The sequence below is a fragment of the Glycomyces rhizosphaerae genome, assembly GCF_042647865.1.
GTDB classification, from domain to species: domain Bacteria; phylum Actinomycetota; class Actinomycetes; order Mycobacteriales; family Micromonosporaceae; genus Glycomyces; species Glycomyces rhizosphaerae.
In genome coordinates this window covers 117,881-140,954 of record NZ_JBHRWO010000021.1, presented here as the reverse complement: position 1 = coordinate 140,954, position 23,074 = coordinate 117,881, and the positions used below count along the sequence as shown (strand labels likewise).

Annotated in this window: 22 protein-coding genes and 1 pseudogene; 10 read left to right on the top strand and 13 right to left on the bottom strand. The window is 69.4% G+C overall.

Going from position 1 to position 23,074, the window contains the following annotated elements; all coding sequences use genetic code 11:
• Positions 1-47: 47 nt before the first annotated feature.
• From rpsO to ACFO8M_RS20960, 3 genes are all read right to left on the bottom strand, one after another.
• Positions 48-323, bottom strand: coding sequence for a 30S ribosomal protein S15 (rpsO, locus tag ACFO8M_RS20970; RefSeq protein WP_387979185.1), 276 nt, complete (start codon positions 321-323; stop codon positions 48-50).
• An 85-nt stretch (positions 324-408) separates the two neighbouring features.
• A complete protein-coding gene (locus ACFO8M_RS20965) occupies positions 409-1,338 on the bottom strand; it encodes a bifunctional riboflavin kinase/FAD synthetase (protein ID WP_387979183.1) in 930 nt (309 codons plus the stop codon).
• A gap of 91 nt (positions 1,339-1,429) precedes the next feature.
• Complete coding sequence (locus ACFO8M_RS20960) at positions 1,430-1,669, bottom strand: hypothetical protein (RefSeq protein WP_387979182.1); 240 nt, start codon at positions 1,667-1,669, stop codon at positions 1,430-1,432.
• A gap of 242 nt (positions 1,670-1,911) precedes the next feature.
• Here ACFO8M_RS20960 and ACFO8M_RS20955 point away from each other — a divergent pair, with 242 nt between their 5' ends.
• Positions 1,912-3,015, top strand: coding sequence for a phospholipase D-like domain-containing protein (locus ACFO8M_RS20955; protein WP_387979180.1), 1,104 nt, complete (start codon positions 1,912-1,914; stop codon positions 3,013-3,015).
• 45 nt (positions 3,016-3,060) lie between these two features.
• Here ACFO8M_RS20955 and ACFO8M_RS20950 read toward each other — a convergent pair whose 3' ends face one another.
• The 3 genes from ACFO8M_RS20950 to ACFO8M_RS20940 form a co-directional block, all read right to left on the bottom strand.
• The gene (locus ACFO8M_RS20950; protein ID WP_387979178.1) at positions 3,061-4,014 is read right to left on the bottom strand and encodes a carbohydrate ABC transporter permease; all 954 of its coding nucleotides are present in this window, start codon (positions 4,012-4,014) and stop codon (positions 3,061-3,063) included.
• Positions 4,011-4,988, bottom strand: coding sequence for a carbohydrate ABC transporter permease (locus ACFO8M_RS20945; RefSeq protein ID WP_387979176.1), 978 nt, complete (start codon positions 4,986-4,988; stop codon positions 4,011-4,013). Before ACFO8M_RS20945 ends, ACFO8M_RS20950 begins: the two co-directional genes overlap by 4 nt.
• Before the next feature lie 88 nt (positions 4,989-5,076).
• Positions 5,077-6,408: an ABC transporter substrate-binding protein gene (locus tag ACFO8M_RS20940; protein ID WP_387979174.1), complete on the bottom strand. Its 1,332-nt coding sequence runs from the start codon at positions 6,406-6,408 to the stop codon at positions 5,077-5,079.
• A 316-nt stretch (positions 6,409-6,724) separates the two neighbouring features.
• On the opposite strand from ACFO8M_RS20940, the gene ACFO8M_RS20935 reads away from it, so the two are divergent.
• A complete protein-coding gene (locus ACFO8M_RS20935; RefSeq protein WP_387979172.1) occupies positions 6,725-8,071 on the top strand; it encodes a GH1 family beta-glucosidase in 1,347 nt (448 codons plus the stop codon).
• A gap of 114 nt (positions 8,072-8,185) precedes the next feature.
• Here ACFO8M_RS20935 and ACFO8M_RS20930 read toward each other — a convergent pair.
• Positions 8,186-8,701 (bottom strand): annotated as a pseudogene (locus ACFO8M_RS20930) (thiamine phosphate synthase); the annotation flags it as partial.
• Between the two features lie 81 nt (positions 8,702-8,782).
• Between ACFO8M_RS20930 and ACFO8M_RS20925 the strand changes: the two are divergent.
• Together ACFO8M_RS20925 and ACFO8M_RS20920 are read left to right on the top strand one after the other, a co-directional pair.
• Entirely contained in the window at positions 8,783-9,565 is a 783-nt protein-coding gene (locus tag ACFO8M_RS20925; protein ID WP_387979170.1) for a maleylpyruvate isomerase family mycothiol-dependent enzyme, read from the top strand.
• 139 nt (positions 9,566-9,704) lie between these two features.
• Positions 9,705-10,991 (top strand): YibE/F family protein, encoded by a 1,287-nt coding sequence (locus ACFO8M_RS20920; RefSeq protein ID WP_387979168.1) that lies wholly within the window; start codon positions 9,705-9,707, stop codon positions 10,989-10,991.
• Here the strand turns inward: ACFO8M_RS20920 and ACFO8M_RS20915 are convergent.
• The gene (locus tag ACFO8M_RS20915) at positions 10,988-11,908 is read right to left on the bottom strand and encodes a LysR family transcriptional regulator (RefSeq protein WP_387979166.1); all 921 of its coding nucleotides are present in this window, start codon (positions 11,906-11,908) and stop codon (positions 10,988-10,990) included. The genes ACFO8M_RS20920 and ACFO8M_RS20915 overlap by 4 nt on opposite strands.
• 102 nt (positions 11,909-12,010) lie before the next feature.
• On the opposite strand from ACFO8M_RS20915, the gene ACFO8M_RS20910 reads away from it, so the two are divergent.
• Entirely contained in the window at positions 12,011-13,258 is a 1,248-nt protein-coding gene (locus ACFO8M_RS20910; RefSeq protein WP_387979164.1) for a pyridoxal phosphate-dependent aminotransferase, read from the top strand.
• Between the two features lies 1 nt (position 13,259).
• Here ACFO8M_RS20910 and ACFO8M_RS20905 read toward each other — a convergent pair whose 3' ends face one another.
• The 3 genes from ACFO8M_RS20905 to ACFO8M_RS20895 form a co-directional block, all read right to left on the bottom strand.
• The gene (locus ACFO8M_RS20905) at positions 13,260-13,610 is read right to left on the bottom strand and encodes a DUF1707 domain-containing protein (protein WP_387979163.1); all 351 of its coding nucleotides are present in this window, start codon (positions 13,608-13,610) and stop codon (positions 13,260-13,262) included.
• Positions 13,611-13,789: 179 nt separating this feature from the next.
• Complete coding sequence (locus ACFO8M_RS20900; RefSeq protein ID WP_387979161.1) at positions 13,790-14,080, bottom strand: 4a-hydroxytetrahydrobiopterin dehydratase; 291 nt, start codon at positions 14,078-14,080, stop codon at positions 13,790-13,792.
• 53 nt (positions 14,081-14,133) lie between these two features.
• Positions 14,134-14,745, bottom strand: coding sequence for a carbonic anhydrase (locus tag ACFO8M_RS20895; protein WP_387979159.1), 612 nt, complete (start codon positions 14,743-14,745; stop codon positions 14,134-14,136).
• 236 nt (positions 14,746-14,981) lie between these two features.
• Here ACFO8M_RS20895 and ACFO8M_RS20890 point away from each other — a divergent pair, with 236 nt between their 5' ends.
• Complete coding sequence (locus ACFO8M_RS20890; RefSeq protein ID WP_387979157.1) at positions 14,982-15,662, top strand: winged helix-turn-helix transcriptional regulator; 681 nt, start codon at positions 14,982-14,984, stop codon at positions 15,660-15,662.
• Here ACFO8M_RS20890 and ACFO8M_RS20885 read toward each other — a convergent pair.
• Positions 15,659-16,474: a putative hydro-lyase gene (locus ACFO8M_RS20885; protein WP_387979155.1), complete on the bottom strand. Its 816-nt coding sequence runs from the start codon at positions 16,472-16,474 to the stop codon at positions 15,659-15,661. The two genes, ACFO8M_RS20890 and ACFO8M_RS20885, sit on opposite strands and share 4 nt — an antisense overlap.
• 204 nt (positions 16,475-16,678) lie before the next feature.
• Here ACFO8M_RS20885 and ACFO8M_RS20880 point away from each other — a divergent pair, with 204 nt between their 5' ends.
• The 4 genes from ACFO8M_RS20880 to ACFO8M_RS20865 all read left to right on the top strand — a co-directional run bounded on the left by ACFO8M_RS20880 (position 16,679) and on the right by ACFO8M_RS20865 (position 21,497).
• Positions 16,679-19,714 (top strand): AfsR/SARP family transcriptional regulator, encoded by a 3,036-nt coding sequence (locus ACFO8M_RS20880; RefSeq protein WP_387979153.1) that lies wholly within the window; start codon positions 16,679-16,681, stop codon positions 19,712-19,714.
• Between the two features lie 51 nt (positions 19,715-19,765).
• Positions 19,766-20,035: a hypothetical protein gene (locus ACFO8M_RS20875; RefSeq protein WP_387979151.1), complete on the top strand. Its 270-nt coding sequence runs from the start codon at positions 19,766-19,768 to the stop codon at positions 20,033-20,035.
• Positions 20,032-20,355 carry a type II toxin-antitoxin system PemK/MazF family toxin gene (locus tag ACFO8M_RS20870; protein WP_387979149.1) on the top strand — a complete coding sequence of 108 codons (324 nt, stop codon included), beginning with the start codon at positions 20,032-20,034 and terminating at the stop codon, positions 20,353-20,355. The genes ACFO8M_RS20875 and ACFO8M_RS20870 overlap by 4 nt, the downstream gene beginning before the upstream one ends.
• A 161-nt stretch (positions 20,356-20,516) precedes the next feature.
• Positions 20,517-21,497, top strand: coding sequence for a zinc-binding dehydrogenase (locus tag ACFO8M_RS20865; RefSeq protein ID WP_387979148.1), 981 nt, complete (start codon positions 20,517-20,519; stop codon positions 21,495-21,497).
• A gap of 314 nt (positions 21,498-21,811) precedes the next feature.
• Here the strand turns inward: ACFO8M_RS20865 and ACFO8M_RS20860 are convergent, their stop codons facing one another.
• Complete coding sequence (locus ACFO8M_RS20860) at positions 21,812-23,011, bottom strand: MFS transporter (RefSeq protein WP_387979146.1); 1,200 nt, start codon at positions 23,009-23,011, stop codon at positions 21,812-21,814.
• Positions 23,012-23,074: the final 63 nt, after the last annotated feature.

Genomic DNA, 23,074 nt, shown 5'->3' with positions numbered 1-23,074 from the left:
GCGAAAGGGAGCGCCCCTCGCGGGACGCTCCCTCTCACAAGTCGCTGTTAGGCGTTGTCGCGGATACCGAGCTTCTCGATGAGCGCACGGTAGCGCGTGATGTCTTCCTTCTTCAGGTACTTGAGAAGGCGGCGGCGCTTGCCGACCAGGAGGAGCAGGCCACGACGCGAGTGGTGGTCGTGCTTGTGCACCTGGACGTGAGCGGTGAGCTCCTTGATGCGGGTCGTCAGGATCGCGACCTGGACGTCGGTGGAACCCGAGTCGCCCTCGGACAGACCGAATTCCTTGATGATCGCGGACTTCTTTTCAGCGTCAAGCGCCATGTTCGAACACCCTTTCGTGAGTTACGGCCAACCCGCGGTGTCGAGCAGGCTGGTCAAGAGACAACCTGACCAGGCTAACAGGGCGTCAGCCCAGCTCCAAAGCCCGGCGGGTGTCTGCGACGTCCGTCTCGATCTGCGCGATCAGCGGCTCGACCCCTGCGAAGGCGATCTGGCCGCGCAGGCGCGCGGTGAAGTCCAGGCGGACCTTCGCCCCGTAGAGGTCGCCGGAGAAGTCCAGGAGGTACGCCTCGACGGTGCGCTCGGTGCCGTCGAACGTCGGGTTCGTGCCGACGCTGATCGCCGCCGGGTACCGGTGCGAGTCGCGGTGGAGCCAGCCGGCGTACACCCCGTCGGCCGGGATCGCGGTGCCCGGCGCAATGTCGAGGTTCGCGGTCGGGAAGCCCAGCGACGTGCCGCCGCGGCCGGCGCCGTGCACGACGGTGCCCTCGACGCCGTAGTCGCGCCCGAGCACCTCGGCCGCACCCGCGACTTCGCCCTCGGCGAGGAGGCGGCGCACGCGGGTGGACGAGAAGGCCTCGTCATCAGCAGTGAGGGTCTGCGGCAGGACCTCGAAGTCGAACTCCTCGCCGAGCTCGGCGAGCTTCTTGACGTCGCCTGAGGCCTTGTGGCCGAAGCGCCAGTTCTCCCCCACGACGACGGCCTTGGCGTGCAGGCCGCCCACGAGCACGTGGCGCACGAAGTAGTCCGGGCTGAGCTGCGAGAGCTCCTTGGTGAACGGCAGCACGCACACCGCGTCGACGCCGAGTGCGCCGAGCAGCTCGATGCGCCGCGAGACGCTCGAGAGCTGCGGCGGCACCGCGTGCGGTGCGACCACGGCGGTCGGATGGGGATCGAAGGTGACGACGACGCAGCGGGCCTCGCGCTCGGCGGCGGCCTTGGCGGCGGTGCGGATGAGGGCGGCGTGGCCGCGGTGCACCCCGTCGAACACGCCGATGGCGACGACGGAGGCGGGCCAGCCCTCGGGGGTCGCGTCTATTCCACGCCAGGTTTCCACGGACCAGATCTTGCCACTCCCGCAACGCGGACGGCACCCTGATGCGGCCATAGTGATGGAGGCGCGGCGGCGCCTCCATATAGCGGAAGGGCTAGAGCATCAGCGACTCGTCGGCGTTGCCGCCTGAGGCGAAGATGATGAGCAGCAGCACTCCCACGGCCACCACCAGCATCATGCCGACGAACAGCCAGCTGTTGCCGGCCGGTTCGGCCAGGCGGGGCTGTTCCTCGGCGAGGACGTTGGGCTCCCGGTGGTCCGGCTCCTGCCGCACCTGTTCGGCGAGTGTCAGGCGGAATTCCTCTGGCAGTTCTTCTGCAGCGCTCGGGTTCATGACGACTCCTGACGGCGAGAAAACGGGCGGGGACCTCTCCGTCAATTGTTGAGAGATCGTCGGCTATCCGACCGTCGTTTCCAGGAATCCGCCTGACAACGATCCCATTTCACCCTCGTGGAAATTACACGCTCGTGACCGACCTACCACGCGAAACGTCCGATAGACGACCGATCGCGCCCCTCCTCGCCAATCTCGTGGAATGTTCGAGTCCAAGAACTCCGACCGATAGGAGGATTGGCATGAAACGCAAGTTCCTGGCATGCGTCAGCGTCGGCGTGTTCCTCGCCGCGGCGACCGGCACCGTCACGGCATCGGCGGCCGGAACCGGCTGCACGCAGACCGGCGATTACACCGTCTGCACCACGGACCCGAACGGCGGCAAGGACACCGCGATCGTCACCGAGGTGGTGCGGCAGATCGACACCACCCGGAAAGGCGACACCGTGCGGGCCGCGGTCTACCAGTGGACACTCGAGAAACCGGTGGCGCCGCTGACCGAGGCGCTGGTGCGGGCCGAAGGGCGCGGCGTCGATGTACGGGCCGTGGTGGGCACGCTCAGTGCCCAGCCTTCGATGAACGACGCCGTGATCAGCAAGCTCAAGGCCGCAGGGGCGCAGGTCCGCCAGTGCGCCGACGGGTGCCTGCCGAACGCCGACGGCACGCGGAAAGGGCCCGACCACAACCGCTTCTTCCTCATCGACCGCGGCGGTTCGCCGTCGGTGCTGGTGACGAGCTTCAACTTCAAGGGGGCGATGGCGACCCAGGCGCACAACCTGATCGGGGTGCACGGCGACCGGCAGCTGTTCGACTTCTACAGCGCCTACTGGAGCCGCCTCTACTCCAAGGACTGGACGGGCTGGACCGACAAGAACAGGAGCACCACCGGCAGCCTGGCGCGGGCCTGGGTGTTCCCGCGCGGGGCCGACCCGGTCGTGGAGCAGCTCAAGGAGATCACCGGCTGTGAGAAGGGCGACCGAGTGCTGGTGGCGCACGCGAACTTCCAGCCGAAGCGCCCGGCGGTGCGGGCCGAACTGGACCGGATCCAGGGGCTCGGCTGCCAGGTCCGGGTGGTGGTCCTCGACAAGGAGACGAACAGTCCGGGTTGGATCAAGGACGCGCTCGGTTCGTCCAACGTGCGGGTCCACGACGCGCACCGCAACAAGTACATCGTCGCGGAGGCGAGTTTCGGCGGAAGGCACCGCTCCGTGGTGTGGACGGGGACGCACAACCTCAACGGCAACGCGATGAAGCACGCGGACGACAACCTGATCCGGGTCGCGAGCCGGCCGGTCGCGGATCTGTACGCGCAGCACTTCCAGCAGCTGTGGAACGGCGCCAATTGAAAAGAGGGGAGGGGCCGGAGCCCCTCCCCTCTTCGACGGTCTCGCTCAGCCCTTGACCGAACCCGCGAGCAGCCCGCGCACGAAGAAGCGCTGGAGCAGCAGGAACACCACGAGCGGCACGATGATCGCGATGAAGGCCGCGGCCGGGAGCCGCGTCCAACCGAAGCCCCAGGTCCCGGCCATGTCACCGAGGACCGCGGTGAGCGGCCTGGTGGCCTCGCCGGGGGCGAAGGTGCGGCCGACGAGGAAGTCGTTCCACACCCACAGGAACTGGAAGATCGCGATCGAGGCCAGCGCCGGGGTCACCAGCGGCAGCACCACCTTGCGGAAGATCTGCGAGTGGCTGGCCCCGTCGATGCGGGCGGCCTCCATGACGTCGGAGGGGAGTTCCCGCATGAAGTTGTGCAGCAGGAAGATCGCCAGCGGCAGGCCGAAGATCGAGTGTGCGATCCAGACCTGGACGATCGTGTACACGCCTTCGAGCTCCCACGCGGGCATGAGCGTCATGTCGCCGATGTGCAGGCCCTTGCTGAAGATCGCGAGCAGCGGGATGAGCGCCATCTGGAGCGGGACGACCTGGAGGGCGAAGATGCCCACGTACAGGAGGTTCCGGCCCTTGAAGTTGATCCACGAGAGGGCGTAGGCGGCCAGCGCGGCGAACGCGACCGGCACGAGCACGCCGGGGATGGTGATGACGACCGTGTTGATCAGGTTGCGGATGAGCCCGCCGCCCTGGGAGTCCGAGTAGAGGACGTAGTTGTAGTTGTAGAGGCTGATCGAGCCCGGGTCGGCGAAGAAGTTCCACCACCCGGAGGTGCGGATGTCGTCGTCGGGCCGGAGCGAGGAGATGAAGAGCCCCGCGGTGGGGATCGTCCACAGTACGGCGATGACGAGGGCGACGAGGCTGGCGACGCGGCTCGACAGGACGCGTCGTAGGCGTTCGCCGCGGGTCTCGCCGATGCGCGCGATCTTCTCCTTCGGTGACGCTTCGGTGGTCATCGGGCCTCCAGTTCCTGGCGGCGCATGTTGCGCACCTGGTAGATGACGACGGGCACGACGAGCAGGAACAGCAGCACGGCCAAGGTGGCGCCGCGGCCGTCGTCGTTGAGGCGGAACGCCTGCTCGACCATGTTGTGGGCGAGGACGTCGGTTTTGTGATGGCCCTGGGTCATCGCGCGCACGATGTCGAAGAGCTTGAGCGTGGCGATGAAGACGGTGACGGCGACGACGAGGATGGCCGAGCGGATCGACGGGACGGTGATGTACCAGAAGATCTCGGAGGGCTTGGCCCCGTCGATGCGGGCGGCCTCGATCATGTCGATGGGCACGCCCTTGAGCGCGGCCGAGAGGACCACGGTGGCGAAACCGACTTCGATCCAGATGAGGACGACCATGAGCAGGAGGTTGTTCCACGGTGACTCGTTGAGCCAGTTGACCGGCTGGAGCCCGAGATTGACGAGGGCCGCGTTGAGCAGGCCGATCTGGTTGCCGCCGGTGCCGCTGTACTGGTAGACGAACTTCCAGATGATGGAGGCGCCCACGAAGGAGATGCCCATGGGCAGGAAGACCAGGGCCTTGTAGGTGCGTTCGCCGGCACGGCCGTCGATGAGGACGGCGTAGATCAAGCCGAGCGCGGTCGAAAGCAGCGGGACGATGATGATCCACGCTGCGGTGTTGATGAGGGTTCGCAGGGCGCCGGGATCGGTGACGGCCCAGGTGTAGTTCTCCATGCCGACGAACGCGGAGCCGTCGGAGTTGAAGAACGACATGACGACGGTGCGCAGGGCCGGGTAGACCAGGCCGATGAGCAGGAACAGCACGGCGGGTGCCAGGAATACGAAGGCGATCGCTCGGCTGCGGTCGCGGCGGGAGGCGAGTTCGGCGAGTCCGTAGAGGGCCAGGAGGATCGCGATGAAGGCGATGAGGCCCACGGCGAGGAGGCCGAACCGGTCGAGGTAATCGGAGATGTCCACGTTGAGTGACTCCAGTTGTCCGGGCAATGGGCCGAGCGGGGCCTGTGAGGACCCCGCTCGGCTTCGCTATTGCTACACGGGCCGGATCTTACGGCCAGGAAGCTTCGATGTCGTCTGCCATCTGCTGACTGGTCTTGTCGCCGTCGACCCACTCGACCACACCGGTCCAGAAGGAGGAGGCGCCGACCGCACCGGGCATGAGGTCAGATCCGTCGAAGCGGACGGTCACGGCCGGGTCGATCAGGATCTCGGTGGCGAACTGGTTGATCGGCGTGGTGGCGTTGGCCGGGTCGACGCCCTGGCGGGCGGTGCTCCACGGGCCGGTCTGGAGACGGGCGTTGTGGTAGAGCTCCGAGGCCAAGAACTGGCGGACCATTTCAGTGGGCTCCGAGTCGGAGAACGCGGCCACGAACTCGCCGCCGACGAGCATCGTGTTGTCGCCCTCGTTGGCCTCGGGGAAGCGGAACGCGAACACGTCGCCGTCCTCGGCCACGGTGGTGCCCTCAGGCCACATGGCGCCGTAGAAGGACGCCTGGCGGCTCATGGCGCAGCTGCCGTCGGCGATCGGGAAGCCGGCCTCCTGGAAGGCGGTGGCGCTGATGGTGTCGGTGCCGCCGTAGACGTACTCCTCGTTCTTGAGGATGGAGCCGGCCTTGTCGATGGCCGTGACGATCTGCGGGTCGTTGAACGGAATCTCGTGGGTGACCCACTGGTCGTAGATGTCAGTGCCTTCGCGGAGGACGATGTCCTCGATCCAGTCGGTGCCCGGCCAGCCGGTGGCCCCGCCGGATTCGAAGCCGACGCACCAGGGCATGACGCCGTCGGCGGCGATCTTGTCGGACAGGGCGATCAGGTCGTCCCAAGTGGTCGGGACCTCGTAGCCGTTGTCGTTGAAGAACGACGGCGAGTACCAGATGAAGGACTTCGCGTTCGACGAGTGCGGCGCGGCGTACAGCGTGCCGTCGATGGTGCCGTAGTTGAGCCAGTCCTCGGTCCAGCCCTCGGTGGCGAGTTTGGTGACCTCATCGGACGCCGGCTTCAGGCTGTCCGCAAAGTTGGACATGAGGCCGGGCTGCGGGAAGAGCGCGATGTCGGGGGCGTTGCCGCCGTCGACGCGGACCTTCATGTCGGACTCGAACTCGCCCGAACCCTCGTATTCGATGGTGGCGCCGGTGCAGGATTCGAAATAGGCCCAGGCCTCCGTCATCTCGTCGGCCTCCACGTCTCGGATGGAGCCCAGGATCGAGACGGTCTCGCCTTCGAGGTCGCCGTACTGCTCGTAGTTGGCGCAGTCGGTGGCGTCGTCGGGGACCGCTCCGCGGCCCTCGTCCTCGTCCTCTGGTGCGCCGCATGCCGTTACGGCGAGCGCGATGGCACTGGCGGCAGCCGCAAGGCAGGAGACTCTTCGTGTCTTGCTCATCGGGGAAATCCCTCTCTTCGCAGGTGTGGTGCTCCCGGCGAGTCCGACTGCCTCCCTGTCCCCACCCTTGGGGAACCGCTATCACTGGTTCCACCCCTGGTGGTGACTGCCTCACCCGCCGTAGGGCGACGCTGGCAATGGTGCTCTGGGTAACACTGAATGTCAAGTGTGCATTGCCGAATCGTTACCGGGTGGCATTGGATCGATATCTGTTGACACCCGCGTCGTGGGAGCGATACCAATGGCGTATCATTCCGGGGCCCGGCAACCCATGCTGTTACGACGAAACAGCCCAAGCTCGCGAAAGGTGCGATCGATGACGCAGCTGACCTTCCCCGAGGGATTCCTCTGGGGAACCGCCACGGCCTCTTACCAGATCGAGGGCGCGGCGAACGAGGACGGCCGGGGCCAGTCCATTTGGGACACGTTCTCGAACACGCCGGGCAAGACCTGGCGCGGCCAGTCCGGGGCCGTGGCCTGCGACCACTACCACCGCGTGGACGAGGACATCGCGCTGATGACCTCGCTCGGCGTCGACACCTACCGGTTCTCGATCGCCTGGCCGCGCATCCAGCCCGACGGCACCGGCCCGGCCAACCCCAAGGGCCTGGACTTCTACGACCGGCTCCTCGACAAGCTCGTGGCGGCCGGGATCAAGCCGATGCCGACGCTCTACCACTGGGACCTCCCGCAGTCCTTCGAGGACCGCGGCGGCTGGCCCGAGCGCGAGACCGCCGAGCGCTTCGGCGACTACGCCGCCATCGTCGGCGCCCGACTCTCCGACCGCGTCCACACCTGGTGGACCCTCAACGAGCCGTGGTGCTCGGCGTTCCTCGGCTACGGCAACGGCCACCACGCGCCGGGCCGCACCGAGCCCGCCGCCGCGCTCGCCTCGGTCCACCACCTCAACCTCGCCCACGGCCTCGCCGTGCAGGCGCTGCGCGCGGCCGGGGCCGATCTGGTCTCGATCGTGCTCAACCCGACCCAGTGCCGCGGCGAGGAAGAGGCCGTGCGGACCGTGGACGGCATCGCGAACCGGGTCTTCTTCGACCCGATCCTGCGCGGCCAGTACCCCGCCGACGTCATCGAGCGCACGCAGCACCACACCGACTGGTCCTTCGTCCAGGACGGCGACCTCGCGCAGATCCACCAGCCGATCGACGTGCTCGGCGTGAACTACTACAGCCCGACCTGGCTGCGCGCCAACCCGGACGAGCCGGAGAGCCCGGTCGGCCCGGGCACGATCGGCGTCGAGGGCTACACGCCCGAGGGCCTGGAGTTCACCGACATGGGCTGGGCCGTCGACGCCACGGGCCTGACCGACCTGCTCGTGCGCATCCACAAGGACTACGGCGTGCCCACGATGATCACCGAGAACGGCGCGGCCTACCCGACCGGGCCGGGCGAGGACGGCGAGGTCCACGACGAGGAGCGCGTCGCGTACCTGCGCTCGCACATCGCGGCCGTCCACGACGCGATCGAGGCCGGCGCCGATGTGCGCGGCTACACCGCCTGGTCGCTCATGGACAACTTCGAGTGGGCCTTCGGCTACGACAAGCGCTTCGGCATCGTCCACGTCGACTACGCGACTCAGAAGCGCACCCCCAAGGACAGCGCGAAGTTCTACTCGAAGGTCATCGCCGACCACGGCCTGACCAGGTAACGCCAGCGCGGCCCGGAGATCGCGCACCGCGCGCTCCGGGTCGGCGGCGCGCATGACCGCGCCCATGACCGCCACCCCCACCGCACCCGCCTCCCTTGCGGCGAGAGCCCGGTCGGGGCCCGTCACGCCGCCGAGCGCGTACATCGGGACCGGGCTCGCCGCGCACGCCTCCGCGAGCGCGGCGAGCCCGATCGCGGGCCCGTAGCCGGGTTTGGAGTCGGTGAGCCAGATCGGCGAGTACGTGCAGTAGTCGAGGCTCGGGTCGATCGTCACGCCGAAATGGACGGATCGGCCCAGCAGCGCGGGCCGCGACTCGGGGACCGGGAAGCGCTCCGAGAGGTGTGCCGCCTCCACCGGACCCAGCGGGTCCGCGACGATGAGGGAACCGCCCGCCGCGTCCAGGATGGGCCGCAACTCTTCCGCCAGAGCGAGGCGCTCCTCCCACCGAAGGTGCTTGTCGCGCAGGACGAGTGCGAACGGCCCGCCGCGCAGGGCGAGCGCGACCTGCTCGGCGAGGGGCCGCGGGCACCCCGGCAGGTCGGAGAGGACGAGGAGCCGGTGCAACACGGTCCCGATGCTACGACGGGAGTGGCGTGAGTGCCATGTGTCGCCTCGCGTCCGTCTCGCCATTGCTTCCGGGTTTTAACACTTATGTATCGGTCCACGTCTCGAACTTGCGTAATTCACGACACAGGTGCGAAACTTCAAGGGATGAACATCGGCGATCAAATCAACGTGCTGCGCACCGAAGGGGAGCGGATCGCTGTCGCTGGTGGAGAACTCGCACTGAACGCGAGTGTGCCCACCTGCCCGGGCTGGAACGTCAAGGACCTCTTGACCCACATCGGGACCGTCCATCGTTGGGCGGCGGCGATCGTGGGCGAAGCGTTGCCTTACGATCCGCGGAAACAGGAATTCCAGCACATCGTGGGGCCCACGCCCCACGACGACCTGCTGGTCGACTGGGTCCGTGAAGGCATCCGGCGGCTCGCGGCCACCTTGGAGGCCGCCCCGAGCGGACTCCAGTGCTGGCAGATGTTCCCCTCCGAGTCCTCGCGCCGATTCTGGGTGCGACGGCAAGCCCACGAGACCACCATCCACCGCGTCGACGCCGAACAGGCCCGAGGCGACGAGATATCACCGATCCGCCCCGAATTCGCGGCGGACGGCATCGACGAACTGCTGCTGGGCTTCCACGGCAGGCCGTCGAGCAGGGTGCGGGCGCTGCGTCCGTCCGTGCTCCACATCCATGCCACCGATCTCCCGCCGGGACGCGGCGACTGGTACGTCCACCCCACCGACACGGGCCCGCTCGTGACGTTCAGCGAGGTCGAGACCCCGCACTGCGTCATCGAAGGCCCGGTGGAGCTCTTGTACCTGGCGCTGTGGAACCGGCTGCCGTTCGACGACCTGCTGGTCCGCGGGGACCTGGCACTGCTCCACTTGTGGCGCAATTACTCCGCGGTCCGCTGGGTCGACCCGGTGGACGTTTGAAGAGCCTACGATTAGCGACTGGAGCGCTACAGTACGAAGTCGCAGGTAGTCCAACGGTAACGGTCCGATTTGTCCGGGGTGTGCAGAAGGGGCGCGCTGCTGCGCGGCTTCGGGTGCGCGGGATCGTATGCTCACCAACGTGAACCAGGATTCTGTGACGCACAGCCATGTCATCCCGAACGACGCCGTACCCCGCGCCGCGCTCTGGGTCCTGGTCCCGGCCGCGGCCCTGACGATCCTCGGCATGATCCTGCTGTGGCCCTCCGGGGTCGCCGACGCCGAGGCGATCGAGGCTTACGGCACCGAAGTCGACGGCCACGTCCTCTCCGTGCACGAGACCGAATGCGACGAGGCCGACGCCGAACTCAACGAGCAGCTGCAGGCCACGGTATGCGGCGACGTCGTCGTGCGCCTCCTCAGCGGGGAGCACGAAGGCGAGGAGACCGTCGTCGACATCCCCAGCGGCCCGGGCGCGCCCGTGGTGGAGGCAGGGGACGACGTCATCCTCATCTACACGCCCGACTCGGTCTCGGGCCAGCAGTACCACCTCATCGACCACGACCGGTCGAGCGCACTGTGGGCGCTCGCGATCGCCTTCGCGCTCGCCGTGGTCGCGTTCGGCCGCTGGAAGGGCCTGCGGTCGCTGGTGAGCCTCGGCATCACCTTCGCGGTCGTGCTGCTGTTCATGGTCCCGGCCGTCCTCGACGGGTCCTCGCCGATCCTGGTGGCGGTCGTCGGCTCGGCCGCGATCATGCTCGTCTCGCTCTATCTCGGGCACGGATGGAACCGCACCACCACCGTGGCCCTGTTCGGAACGCTCGCCTCGCTCGTCGTCACGGTGCTCATCGCCGAGGCCGCGGTGAACCTGACGAAGCTCAACGGGGTCCTAGACGAGAACACCACGAACCTGGCGCTCCAGTACCCGATCGACATGTCCGGCCTGCTCCTGGCGGGCATCCTCGTCGGCGCGCTCGGCGTCATCGACGACGTGACGGTCTCCCAGGCGGCCACCGTCGACGAGGTCGCGAAGGCCAACCCGAAATGGAGCCCGGCACGGCTGTTCAAATCGGGCATGCGCGTGGGACGCGACCACATCACCTCGGTCGTGAACACGCTCGTGCTCGCGTATGCGGGCGCCTCGCTGCCGCTGCTGGTGCTCATCGCAGCCGCGAACCGGCCCTTGGAGCAGATCCTCACCAGCCAGATCATCGCCACGGAGATCGTGCGGTCCGTGGCAGGCACGCTCGGCCTCATCGCAGCCGTGCCGATCACGACCTGGCTCGCCGCGACCCTCGCACGCCGCCAGCCGAAACCGAAGGCGCCCAAGGAACCCAAGGACAAACCGGGCCCGAAGCCGAAACCGAAGCCCGAGCAGAGCACCTGGGACGAGGACGAGTCGCCTTACCCGCCTTCACATCTGCGCTAGACCCTCTCCGCCGCGGCCATGAGCTTGCGTGCGGCCAGGTGCAGCGCCTGCAGCACCGTCATCACCGCCGGGCGGCCCGTCGAGGCCGTCCGGTGGACCACGTAGACGTCCCGGCCCGGCAGGTCCTCCGCGACCCGACGCACCGCCACGTCCTTGCGCTCGGCCGCGGCCATCCACGGCGCCACCGTCACCCCGAGGCCCTTCGCGACCAGCGTGAGGATCGTGTCGAGGCCCTCGAACTCCGAGACCGGCGCGCTGATCCCCTCGGCCCGCCAGAGCCGGGCCAGCGCCATGCGCGAGGGCTCCCCGTCCGGCGACGCGATCCACGACTCCCCCGCCAGCTCGTGCGCCGAAAGGACCTCCTTGACCGCCAACGGGTGCTTGACCGGCAGGACCGCCACGAGCGGGTCGTTCACGAGGTGGTGGAACGTCAGCGGACCGGTGGTGGCGGGCCGGCGCTGGCCCGACCAGTCGTCGATGAGCGCCAGATCGATCTCGCCCGAGCGCACGCGCGCCAGCGACTCCGAGACCGTGTGCTGCTGGAGCAGGACCATCTGGAGCTCGGGGTAGCGGCGCAGGCGCCGCACGATCGGCCCGGCGAGCGCCACGGCCACGGTGGGGAACGCGGTGACGGTGACCCGGCCGCGCGGCTCGGCGGACTCGGCGGCGAGGGAGGTCTCGGCGGCGTCGATCGCCTCGAGGATGTGCGCCGTGTGCTCCACGAGGCGGCGTCCCGCGTCGGTCAATTGGGCGGACCGGGCGGTGCGCTCGAGGAGCGACACACCGGTCTCCTTCTCCAAGGCGGCCAACTGCTGTGAGACCGCGGAGGCGGTCTGGCCGGTCGCCAAGGCAGTGGCGGCTATCGATCCCTGGGCCGCGAATTCGTAGAGAAGTCGCAGGCGGCGCACGTCTAGCATAAGGAAATCTTACCCTCGGCGAAAGGTAGAAATACTTGCGTTGATGCTCGTCGTGGGGGAGATTGGGGACCGTCGAACGGACTATCCACCAAGGAGTCACCCGTGACCGTCTCCGCCACCCTCGCCGCCAACGAAGCCATCGCCGCTCGCCGCGCAGCCGGGCAGGAGGTACTCGCGCTCGGCTTCGGTGAAGCAGGGATCCCGGTTCACCCCTTGCTGAGCCAGCGGCTCGTCCAGGCCGCCGGCCAGATCGCGTACGGTCCCGTCGCCGGGATCGAACCGGCCCGCGAGGCCGCCGCCGGGTACTGGAGCCGCCGCGGCATCCCCACGGACGCGTCGCAGGTGCTGCTCGGGCCCGGCTCCAAGCCGCTGCTGTTCGCGCTCCTGCACGCCGCCGAGGGCGAGGTCGTGCTCCCCGCGCCCGCTTGGGTCTCGTACGCGGCCCAGTCGCACCTGCTCGGCCGCGAGCCGATCCGGGTGCCGGTTCCCGACGGCGAAGGCGGCGTGCCCGACGCCGCACTCATGGACGCGGCGGTGCGCGAGGCGCGCGCCGCCGGCCGCGACCCGCGGATCGTCGTGGTCACTCTGCCGGACAACCCGACCGGGCGCCTCGCCTCCGAGGAGTCCGTGCAGGCCCTCTGCGAGACCGCGCGCGAACTCGACCTCGTCATCGTGGCCGACGAGATCTACCGCGACCTCGTATTCAAGGACGTCGCGTTCCCCTCCCCCGCCAAGTGGGCGCCCGAGCGCACGGTGACCACCACGGCGCTCTCCAAGAACTACGCCCTCGGCGGCTGGCGCGTCGGCGCCGCCCGCTTCCCCGACTCCGACCTGGGCCGCCGGCTCCAGGAATCGGTGCGCGGCATCGCCTCCGAGATCTGGTCCTCCACGCCGATGCCGATGCAGCACGCGGCCGCGTACGCCTGGTCCGACCCGGCCGAGCTGGTCGAGCGCGTCGCGATGGCGCGGCGGTTGCACGGCTCGGTCGCGAAGGCGGTCGCCGAGGTCTTCGCCGCCGTCGGCTGCGAGGTGCGGGCCCCGCAGGGCGGGTTCTACGTTTGGCCGGACTTCTCGCCGCTGCGGGCCGTCCTGGCCGAGCGCTGGGGCGCGACCACGAGCGCGGACCTCGCCCGGGTGCTCCTCGACGAGTTCGGGGTCGTGGTGATCCGCGGGGACGCGTTCGGTGACGCCCCCGAGGCATTGACCGTGCGTGTGGCGGTCACCGGGATCTACGGCGAGTCCGACTCCGAGCGCCTCGCGGCGCTGGTCTCGAACGAGCCGCTCGAGATGCCGTGGATCGCCGAGGCCCTGGAGGGTCTGCGGGACAAGCTGAAGGCGCTGGTGTCCTGAATCATTTCCAGTGTTCGTAGAGGGTGATGGCCGCGTACACGCAGGCCACCACCACTACCAGGGCGATGCTGAGAAGGACCGCCCCCACGAAGCGCTGGATCTCGAGCTCGCGGCCTTCCCTGACCGGCCCGCGCCAACGGCCGTAACGCCAGTGGTCCTCGTGGCCGAGCTGGTCGTCGGCGACGTCCAGCAGGAGTGTCTGGAGTTCGGCGACGCTCTGGGCCCTTTCGGCCAGCTGCCGCCGCAGACGGTACTCCGGGGCGTCGATCATGCCCTTCCGCCGGGCCCTGGCGAGTCGGTCGAGGGCGATGCGCCTGTCGGCCCTGGAGGCCCGGGCGACATATGCGTCCATGACGTGCTCCCACCTGTACTGATGTCCATCATGACAGAGATGAATGTGGTTTGCGTTCCCCGTTTCCACTGGTCGTACACATAGGGGAGTCCCAGGTAACACTCTGCGCTGCAGTTGCCTTCTCCGGGCAAGGGAAAGGGGCCGCTGTACAGCGGCCCCTTCTCGTCGTGTTCGGCGGATTATTCGAGGAGGTCCGAGACCGCCCTCGCCAGGTCGGTGTCCTTCGCGGAGACCTTGTTCCCGGCGGAGTGGGTGGTCGCGGAGACGCGGAGCCTGTTGTAGTTGATCGTCAGGTCCGCGTGGTGGTTGCGCTGCTCGTTCAGGAAGCCGACGGCGGCCGCGGCCGCGAGGGCCCGGAGGTGGCCGTCGAAGGTCCACGTCTGCTCCAGTCGGTCGCCGACGTGGCTCCAGCCGGGCAGTTCCGACAGCGCGAGCTCGATCTCGGCTTCGGTCAAGGGTTGGTCGCTCATACTTCGATTCTCACACCTGCCGCGCCCGGCGTCCGAGTCCCGGCCCAGAAGCTTCAGTCCTCGTCGACGAGGGCCACTTCACCGGTGTCGAGGTCGTAGACCGCGCCGACGACGAGCACGCCGTCGAGGTTGTCGCGCCGCCCCAGGTCGGCGACGGTGCGGCGCACCTGGAGGCGCATCGCGCGCGAAGCGGCCTCTTCCGGCTCCTTCGTCTCCGACCACGCCTGGGACGCGGGCTGCCACAGCTGCTCGACGAGGTAGTCGGTGCGCGGGTCGTGGGTGTCGTCCTCGACCGCGTGCAGCGCGGCGTTGATCGCCCCGCACCGCTCGTGCCCGAGCACGACCACCAGGGACACGCCGAGTTCGGCGACCGCGAATTCGAGCGAGCCGACCGCGGCCCGGTCGGGCACGTGCCCGGCGGTGCGGACCACCAGGAGCTGCCCGAAGTCGCAGTCGAAGACGCTCTCGGCGGTGACGCGGGAGTCGATGCAGGTGAAGACGGCGGCACTGGGCGTCTGCCCGGGCGCGGCCACGCGGGCCGCGGTGATGTCGCGCTTGTACCGGGGCTCACCGGCCACGAATCGGCCGTTGCCTTCAAGGAGTGCGACCAGCGTGCTGGCGGCGTTGTGGTGCTCCATCAGCGAGGAGGCGGTCAGTTCTGGCACGCCCTGAATGGTGCCGCAGGATCCTTCCCCGCGCAAGCGGGACCGGCACTGGACACGCACCTTTTACAGAGCGCACGTTACCGTTTCGAGATCTGTTGGTCATTAACCAGGACTTGAAGCTCGCCTTACGGGACCTTATGATGAATATGTACTACCGCAATGGGATTCACCAGCGGATTCACCCCGAATCCGCTCGGCCGATCCGCGGGCCGTCAAAGCACTCCCTGGAGGACCCCGTGCGCACCTACGGCGACGGCTGCCCCGCGGCCCACGCGCTCGATCTCGTGGGCGAACGCTGGTCGCTGCTCATCGTCCGCGAACTGCTCCTCGGACCCAAGCGTTTCACCGACCTCCGCGCGGGCCTCCACGGGGCCAGCGCCAACGTGCTGTCGCAGCGGCTGCGCGAACTCGAGTCCTACGGCGTGATCTCCAAGCGGCGGCTCCCGCCTCCCGCCGCGTCGAAGGTCTACGAGCTCACCGAATGGGGCCGGGAGCTCGAGGGCCTGATCGTGATGCTCCTGCGCTGGGGCGCCCGGTCGGCGGCGATCCCGCTCGACGCGCCGATGGGCGCGGACGCGCTCATCCTGTCGATGCGCAGCCTGTTCCACCCGGTGGCGGCGCGGGGTTTCGACGCCGCCTTCGAACTGTGGGTCGGGGACCGGCCGTTCATCGCCGAGATCATCGACGCGCAGCTGATCCTCGCCCCGGGGCGGCCCGAGCATCCGCACGCGGTCATCCGCACGGACGCCGAGACGCTCAAGCGCCTCACCTTGGGCGGTCGCAGCCTCGACGTGTCGCTGCACGCCGGCCGCGTCACCGTCCAGGGCGATCAGGCGATGGCCGAGCGGTTCCTGGGCCTGTTCCGCCTGCCGGAACCGTCGCCGGCGTCGGCGGGGGCGACGCCGGGTCCCGCTTAGCGGATGACGCGGACCTCCCCCGTGCCGCTGATCTTGGCACGGCGGTCCGTGATGAGCATGTGGCCGGGCGCGTGGGTGATCGCGAACGGGAGCTTCGCCTTGACCACGGCCTCCTGCAGGGTGACGCCGCAGGCCCAGAACACGGGCACGTCGCCCGCCTCCAGGGCGACGCGGTCGCCGAAGTCGGGTCTGTCGAGGTCGCGGATGCCGATCGCGGCGGGCCGGCCGACGTGGACCGGGGCGCCGTGCGCGTACGGCATGTCCATGGTGATCGCCGCCGCGCGGTCCACCATCGCGGCCGGGAGCGGCCGCATCGAGACCACCACGGGACCCTGGAAGCGCCTGGCTCCCAGGCACTTCAGGGAGGTGCGGTACATGGGGACGTTGGCGCCCTGCTCCAGGTGGCGCAGCGGGATGCCGGCGCGCTCCAGGAACGGCTCGAACGTGAAGGTGCAGCCGATCAGGAAGGTCACCAGGTCGTTGCCCCAGAAGTCGACCACGTCGCTGCGCTCGGCGACGAGTGCGCCTTTGCTCCACACCTGATAGGCGGGGAGGTCGCGGCGCAGGTCGGCGCCGAACGCCAGATCGGTCCAGTACCGGCCCGGCCCGACCACGTCCAGCAGCGGGCACGCCCGCGGGTTGCGCACCGCGAAGCGGCGCAACGCGATCGCGTGGCGGGCCGGCACCGACACCAGGTTGGCCTGGACGTAGCCGTGCGACCAGCCGCTCGTCGTGGTGACGAGGCCGCCCCGGAACCTGGCGCGGGCCTCTTGAGGCTTGGTCTGGGCCTCGGGACGCTGTCTCGTGAACATCGCTCCTCCTTTGCTCGATACGTCGAGCATGGCCGCGGTCACGTCAAGACCTTCATGAGTCGTTCATGAGACAAAGAGCGGTATCTGCGCAGTCACCCTGCGGAAACCCTTTGCAACCGTTCCCAATTGATCATGATCTGCCCATAGACTGGAGCCGTCCCCGCGCAATGACGGCCGCACCTCGACTCCCCGGGAGGTGGACCGGTGGACTTCGGCATCCTCGGGCCCCTGCAGCTGGCTTGGGAGGGCCTGCCCGTGGCACTGCCCGGGCGGACCCTGCCCCGGCTGTTCGCTGTGCTGCTCCTGGAAGCCGGACACGTTGTGCCCCTGCCGAAACTGGTCGAGGCGCTCTGGGAGGAAGGCCCGCCCGCGACCGCGCGGCGGCAGATCCAGAACACCGTCGCGAGCGCCCGCGGCGTCCTGCTCCCCTACGGGACGAGCGAACTCGAGACCGTCGGCGACGGCTACAGGATGCGGGTGCGGCCGGAGAAGCTCGACTCGCTCCGGTTCCAGCGCACCGTCCGCATCGCGCGCGAGCAGGAGGCCGCCTCCGAACCCGAAGCGGCCCTAGTGAGTCTGCGCGAAGCCCTCGCCCTGTGGCGGGGGCCGACCCTCGCCGGGCTGGGCGGGCGCGTCATCGAGTCCGGGGCGCGCCGCTGGGACGAGGAGCGCGCCGCCGCCGAGGAGACCCGCGCCGAACTCGAACTCGCGCTCGCCACGGGCGTGTCCGTCGTGGCCGATCTGCGCCGCGTCCTCGAAGCGCACCCGTACCGCCAGCACACGGCAGAGCTGCTCATGACCTCGCTCTACCGCGAGGACCGGCCCGCCGAGGCCCTCGACGTGTACGAGTCGATCCGCCGCCAGCTCGCCGAGGAGCTCGGCATCGACCCCGGCCGGCGCCTCAAGGAGCTTCATACCGCGATCCTCCGCGACGACCCGTCGCTCAGGGCCGCAGCGCGAACCGAGGCGCCCCGGCCCAGGGCCGAACTGCCGGCGCCCGCGCAGCTGCCCTCGGACAGCATCCATTTCACCGGCCGCGCCGAGCAGCTCGCGGTCCTCGACCGACTCCTCGAATCGGGACCGCAGGTCGCCGTGATCTCGGGGATCGGCGGTTCCGGTAAGACGACGCTCGCGCTGCATTGGGCGCATCTGGTGCGCGAGCGGTTCCCCGACGGGCAGTTGTACGTGAACCTCCGCGGTTTCGACCGCACCCCTTCGCTCGCTCCGCTGGACGCGCTCGCCGGGTTCCTTCGGGCCCTTCGCGTCCCGACCGAGGCGATCCCCTCCGACATCGACGAGGCCGCCGCGCTGCTGCGCTCGCGCCTCGCGGACACGCGGACGCTGCTCATCCTCGACAACGCCCGCAACTCGACGCAGGTGCTGCCGCTGCTTCCCGCGACTGCGGGTTGCGTCGCGGTCGTCACGAGCCGCGGGCGGCTCCCGGATCTCGCGGCCGCCCATGACATCCGGCAGGTCACCGTGGGCGCGCTCGAGGGCGGCGAATCCGTGCGGCTCCTCGAGAGCCTCATCGGCGCCGAGCGCGTCGACCACGAACCCGAAGCGGCCCAGCGGGTCGCGGAGCTCTGCGGCGGCCTGCCGCTCGCGCTGCGCATCGTCGGCACCAACCTCGACGCGCAGCCAGGCACGACGCTCGCCGAGACCGCCACGGCCCTCGCCGGGCACGACCGGCTCTCGCGCCTCGCCGTCGAAGGCGACCCCACGACGACGGTGGCCGCCGCGTTCGACCTGTCGTACCAGGCGCTCGAGCCCGAGGAGGAGCTGCTGTACCTCAACCTCGCGTGCCTGCCGGGCACGGACTTCTCCAAAGGCCTCGCCTGCGCGCTCGTCACGTGGGAACCCGAAGCGGCCGAACGGCTCCTGGCGAACCTCGTCGCCGCACACCGCATCGACGAGTACCGGCCGGGCCGCTACCGGTTCCACGACCTGGTGCGCGAGTACGCCCGCCAGAAGGCCGAGTCGGCGTTCGACCCGTCTGCGCTGCAACGGCTACGGGAGCAGACCGTCGCCTGGTACGCGAAGGGCTCGACCCGGCTCCCGGTGCCGGAGTACCGCAACATCGTGGCGACCTTCCTCGAATGGAACGGCCACCCGCAGGTCTCCCGGCTGCTGACCAGGCTCATCGCGTTCGCCGACGCCGGGTACCGGGAGGATCTCACCGGCCGGCGTCCCCTCGCCGACTCGCAGTACGAGCTCTCCGAGCTCGCCGATGTCGCCGAGCGCGGCATCGCGACCGGGGTGCGGTCGGACGAGCCCATGGACGCCGTGCGCGCCTTCGCGCTCGCCGATGCCGTGGCCTATGCGTCCGGGGCCCTGCACCAGTCCAAGACCTACGCCGAGAAGACCCTGGAATACCTCCGGTTGACGCCGCACGGCGACGCGACGGGCAAGGCCCGCAACGACCTCGCCACGACGCTCACGCAGCTCGGCCGCTACCGGGAGGCCGTCTCGCTGCTGCGCGAGGCGATGCGCGCGGCCGAGCGGTCGGGAAACCGGTACGTCCAGGTCGAGGTCCTGACCTCGCTCGGCACGGTGCTTCGGCGCATGGGCATCTTCGCCGAATCCGAGACCTTGCTGCTGCAGGCCCGCGAGCTCGACGCGGCGGCCGAGGACGGGCCGACCACGGTCTACCCGCTGCTGTCGCTTTCGGAGCTGTACGCGGACCAGGGGCGCATCAGCTCCGCCGAGGAGCTGTGCCACGAGATCGCCGAGATGCTCCGCGACCATCCTTCGAAGTACTACCGGGCCCGGCTCTACTTCCGGCAGGCCGCGGTGCACCATGCGGACCAGGACTTTCCGCGCGCCGAGGCGGCGCTGCTGCACGGCCTCGAGCTGGTCGAGCAGGTCAACGCCTGGCGGCACCAGCTCGTGTACACCTATTGGCTCGCAGAGCTGTACGTCGACACCGAGCAGCTGGACCACGCCCGCGACGCCCTCGAACGGGCCTCGCCGCTGGACCGGTACGAGACCTCCGAGACGCTCGCGGTGAAGGCCCGCGTGATGTGCAAGCTCCACACCGCCGACGGCGACCTGCGGCGGGCGATCAGCATGGGCAGGCAGGCCTGCGACGTCTTCGCCGCCATGCCCGATCCGCTCCGGCAGGCGCGCAGCCTGCGCGCCCTGGCCGACGCCTACCAAGCCGCCGGCCACCCGACCGAAGCCGACGAGTGCCGAGAAGAGTCCCGAAACCTCCTCAGCGCCCTGGGCATCGACCCGGGCTGACCTGCGGTGTTTGACAGGCATCGTGTTTGACAAATGTTGTACAATGGCATCATGGCTATAGGTTTCCGTCCCACCGACGACGACGAGCGGATCATCGAGAGCTTCAAGCGCGAAGGCGAGAGCACCTCCGATGTGATTAGGCGCGGCCTGCGCAGTCTCGAACGCCTCGCCTGGGAGGAGGAGGCCCGGGCCGACATGGCGCGACTGGCGCTCGAAGACCTCTCCGACGAACCGGACGCCTGGGAATACGACCAGGACGGCAATGTTCGCGTGGTCGGCACCGAAATCGTCGTGCCGCGCCGCAAGCGAGCCGAACAATGATTCGAGGCGCGGTCTACCCCATCGACCTCGGCGATGCCAAACGCGGCCATGAACAGCGCGGTAGACGGCTGGGCCTGGTCTTGAGCACGCACCACGAGCAATGGAGCACGGTCATGGTCGTGCCGACCTCGACGAGCGCCCAGGCTTCCGCCTTCCGACCGGAGGCCGTCGTCGCGGGCCGCTCGACGCGCATTCTGGTCGACCAGATGCGGACCATCGACACTCGGTACTTCGTCGGCGACCTGGTCGACTTCCTGAACCGGGAGGACATGGAGCAGGTCGAATACGCCGTAGTCCGGTACCTGGGGCTCCTGGCCTGAAGCGACCCCAAGCCCGCACGGCCGCCCGCTTCGCGGGGCGGCCCGTTTCGTTTCCCGGGCCTTACTTTGGTCGGGGGTGAGTCCAGTCGGTCGACAGATGCGGGGCTAGTCGTCCCGTTTCTACAGTTGTCCCCACACCCACCGACGAGATGAGGGACGACATGCACGCGATCCGACAGCACGAATTCGGCGGACCCGAAGTCCTTGTGTACGAAGAGGTCGCCGACCCCGAGCCCGGTCCCGGGCAGTTGCGCATCGACAGCCGGGCCGCCGGGGTCCACCTGCTCGACACGACTTTCCGCAGCGGCGACAAGAACGGGCCGTACCCGCTCCCGGACCTGCCGATGATCCCCGGCCGCGAGGCCGCCGGGATCGTCGACGCGGTCGGCGAGGGCGTCGACGCGTCGTGGATCGGCAAGCGGGTGGTCGCCCATCTCGGTTTCGCCTCGGCCGGGTACGCCGAGAAGGCCGTGCGCGAGGTCGCGAACGTGCACGAGATCCCCGAGGGCGCCGGATTCCCCGAGGCGATCGCGATGATCGGCACCGGCCGGACCGCGCTCATGGTCCTGTCGGTCGGCCCGGTCACCGCCGATGACGTGGTGATCGTGCCGGCCGCCGCGGGCGGGATCGGGACGCTCCTGGTGCAGGCCGCCAAGAACGCGGGCGCGTTCGTGGTCGGCCTCGCGGGCGGGCCGCACAAGGTGCGGCAGGTCGCCGCCAATGGAGCGGACGCGGCGATCGACTACAAGGCCGAGGGCTGGACCTCGGTGCTGGACAAGGCTTTGGAAGGCCGCGAGGCGACGCTCCTGTACGACTCCGTCGGCGGTGAGACCGGCCGTGCCGCCTTCGACCGGCTCGGCTTCGGCGGCCGGATGGTGGTCTTCGGCTGGTCGGCCGGGAAGGCCACCGAGGCCACGGTCGCGGACATCGTGGGCCGCGGCCTCACCGTCTCCGGCGCGCTCGGCCCGAAGCTCCTCGAGAAGCTGGGCGGCCTCCGGGCCTTGGAAGAGCGCTCGCTCGCCGAGCTCGCGGCCGGGCGCCTGCGCCCGGCGGTGCACACCTTCAAGCTCTCCGAAGCCGCCGAAGCCCATCGCGCCCTGGAGAACCGGGCCACGACGGGCAAGGTGGTGCTGGTGCCCTGACGGGCGCCAGCGGGAACCGAAGCGGCGGAACCGGTTCGGGCTTCCGCGGCGCAGTGCTGGAAGTGATTGGAACGGCGGCACCCCGACACGGCTGGGGCGGAGGACCGGAATCGCCCGGCTCAGGGCCGGGCGGTTCATCAGACGGCGCGCAAAGCGCTCGTTAGCCGAAGCGGCGGAAGCGGGTTCGGGCCTCTGCGGTGCAATGCTCGGAAAGCCGGGAACGGCTGCGCCGCCCCGGAAGTCGTGATCCGGGGCGGCGCTGGAGAGCCGGGGCCGCCCGGCTCAGGGCCGGGCGGTTCGTCGGTCGGCGACCGTTAGGACGCCCGGGCGAGTTCGGCGGTCGTCAGGTGGCTGGGGACCATGACCTCGGCCTCGGTGTGGGCCCGGGCGAGCGGGACCGACAGCACGAGTCCGGCCAGCGCCAGGACGACGCCGACGAGGATCGGCGCGGTCAGGCTCAGCCCGGCCGAGAGCGCCAGGCCGCCGAGCCACGCGCCGTTCGCGTTCGCAAGGTTGAACGCCGCGTGGTGCAGCGAGGAGGCGAGCGACGGGGCCGCGTGGGCGCCGTCGAGCAGGAGCCGCTGCATGATCGGCCCGACCAGCGAGGAGGAGAGCGCCATGAGGAACACCCCGCCGATCGCCAGGACCGGGTTCGCCATCGTGAAGAACATCATCAGCAGGACGACCGCGATGGTGGTGAACGAGGCGAACAGGCCCTGGATCGGGGCCTTGTCGGCGACCTGGCCGCCGACGACGTTGCCGAGCGTGAGGCCGATGCCGAAGACCGCCAGGGTGATCGCGATGGCGATCGCGTTCAGGCCGGTGACCTCTTCGAGGATCGGGGTGAGGTAGGTGTAGCAGGCGAACATGCCGCCGAAGCCGACCGCGCCGGTGACGAGCGGGAGCAGGACGCGCTTGGAGCGGATCGCGCGGATCTCGTCGGAGGCCTTGGTGGGCACGATGACGCCGCGGGTGTCGGGCACGGTGAGCCAGATCGCGATGGCGGCCACGACGCCGAGCGCGGCGACGGCGGCGAAGATCCAGCGCCAGGAGAACTGGCCGATGAGCAGGGCGCTCACCGGGACGCCGACGATGGTGGCGACGGTGAGACCGGACATGATCCCCGAGATGGCGCGGGCGCGCCGCTCGTAGGAGACCAGGCTCGCGCCGACGACCGCGGCGGCGCCGAAGAACGCGCCGTGCGGGAGTCCGGCGAAGAACCGGGAGGCGAGCATGGTCCCGAAGTCGGGGGCCAGCGCGGTGACGAGGTTGGCGACCGCGAACCAGCCCATGAGGCCGATCATCAGGGGCTTGCGGGGGATGCGGGTGGTGGCGACGGTGAGCAGCGGGGCGCCGAGGACGACGCCGATGGCGTAGGCCGAGACGGCGAGGCCGGCTTCGGCGAGCGAGACGCCTGAGGAGGCGGCCATCTGGGGCAGGATGCCCATGATGACGAACTCGGCAGTGCCGATGCCGAACGCGCCGATGGACATGGCGAACAGGGGCATGCGCATGGGAGCAGCTCCGGAAGGAAGTGGGGCGGGTGAGAACGCTGAGGCTGTCACCGGGTGCTTCCT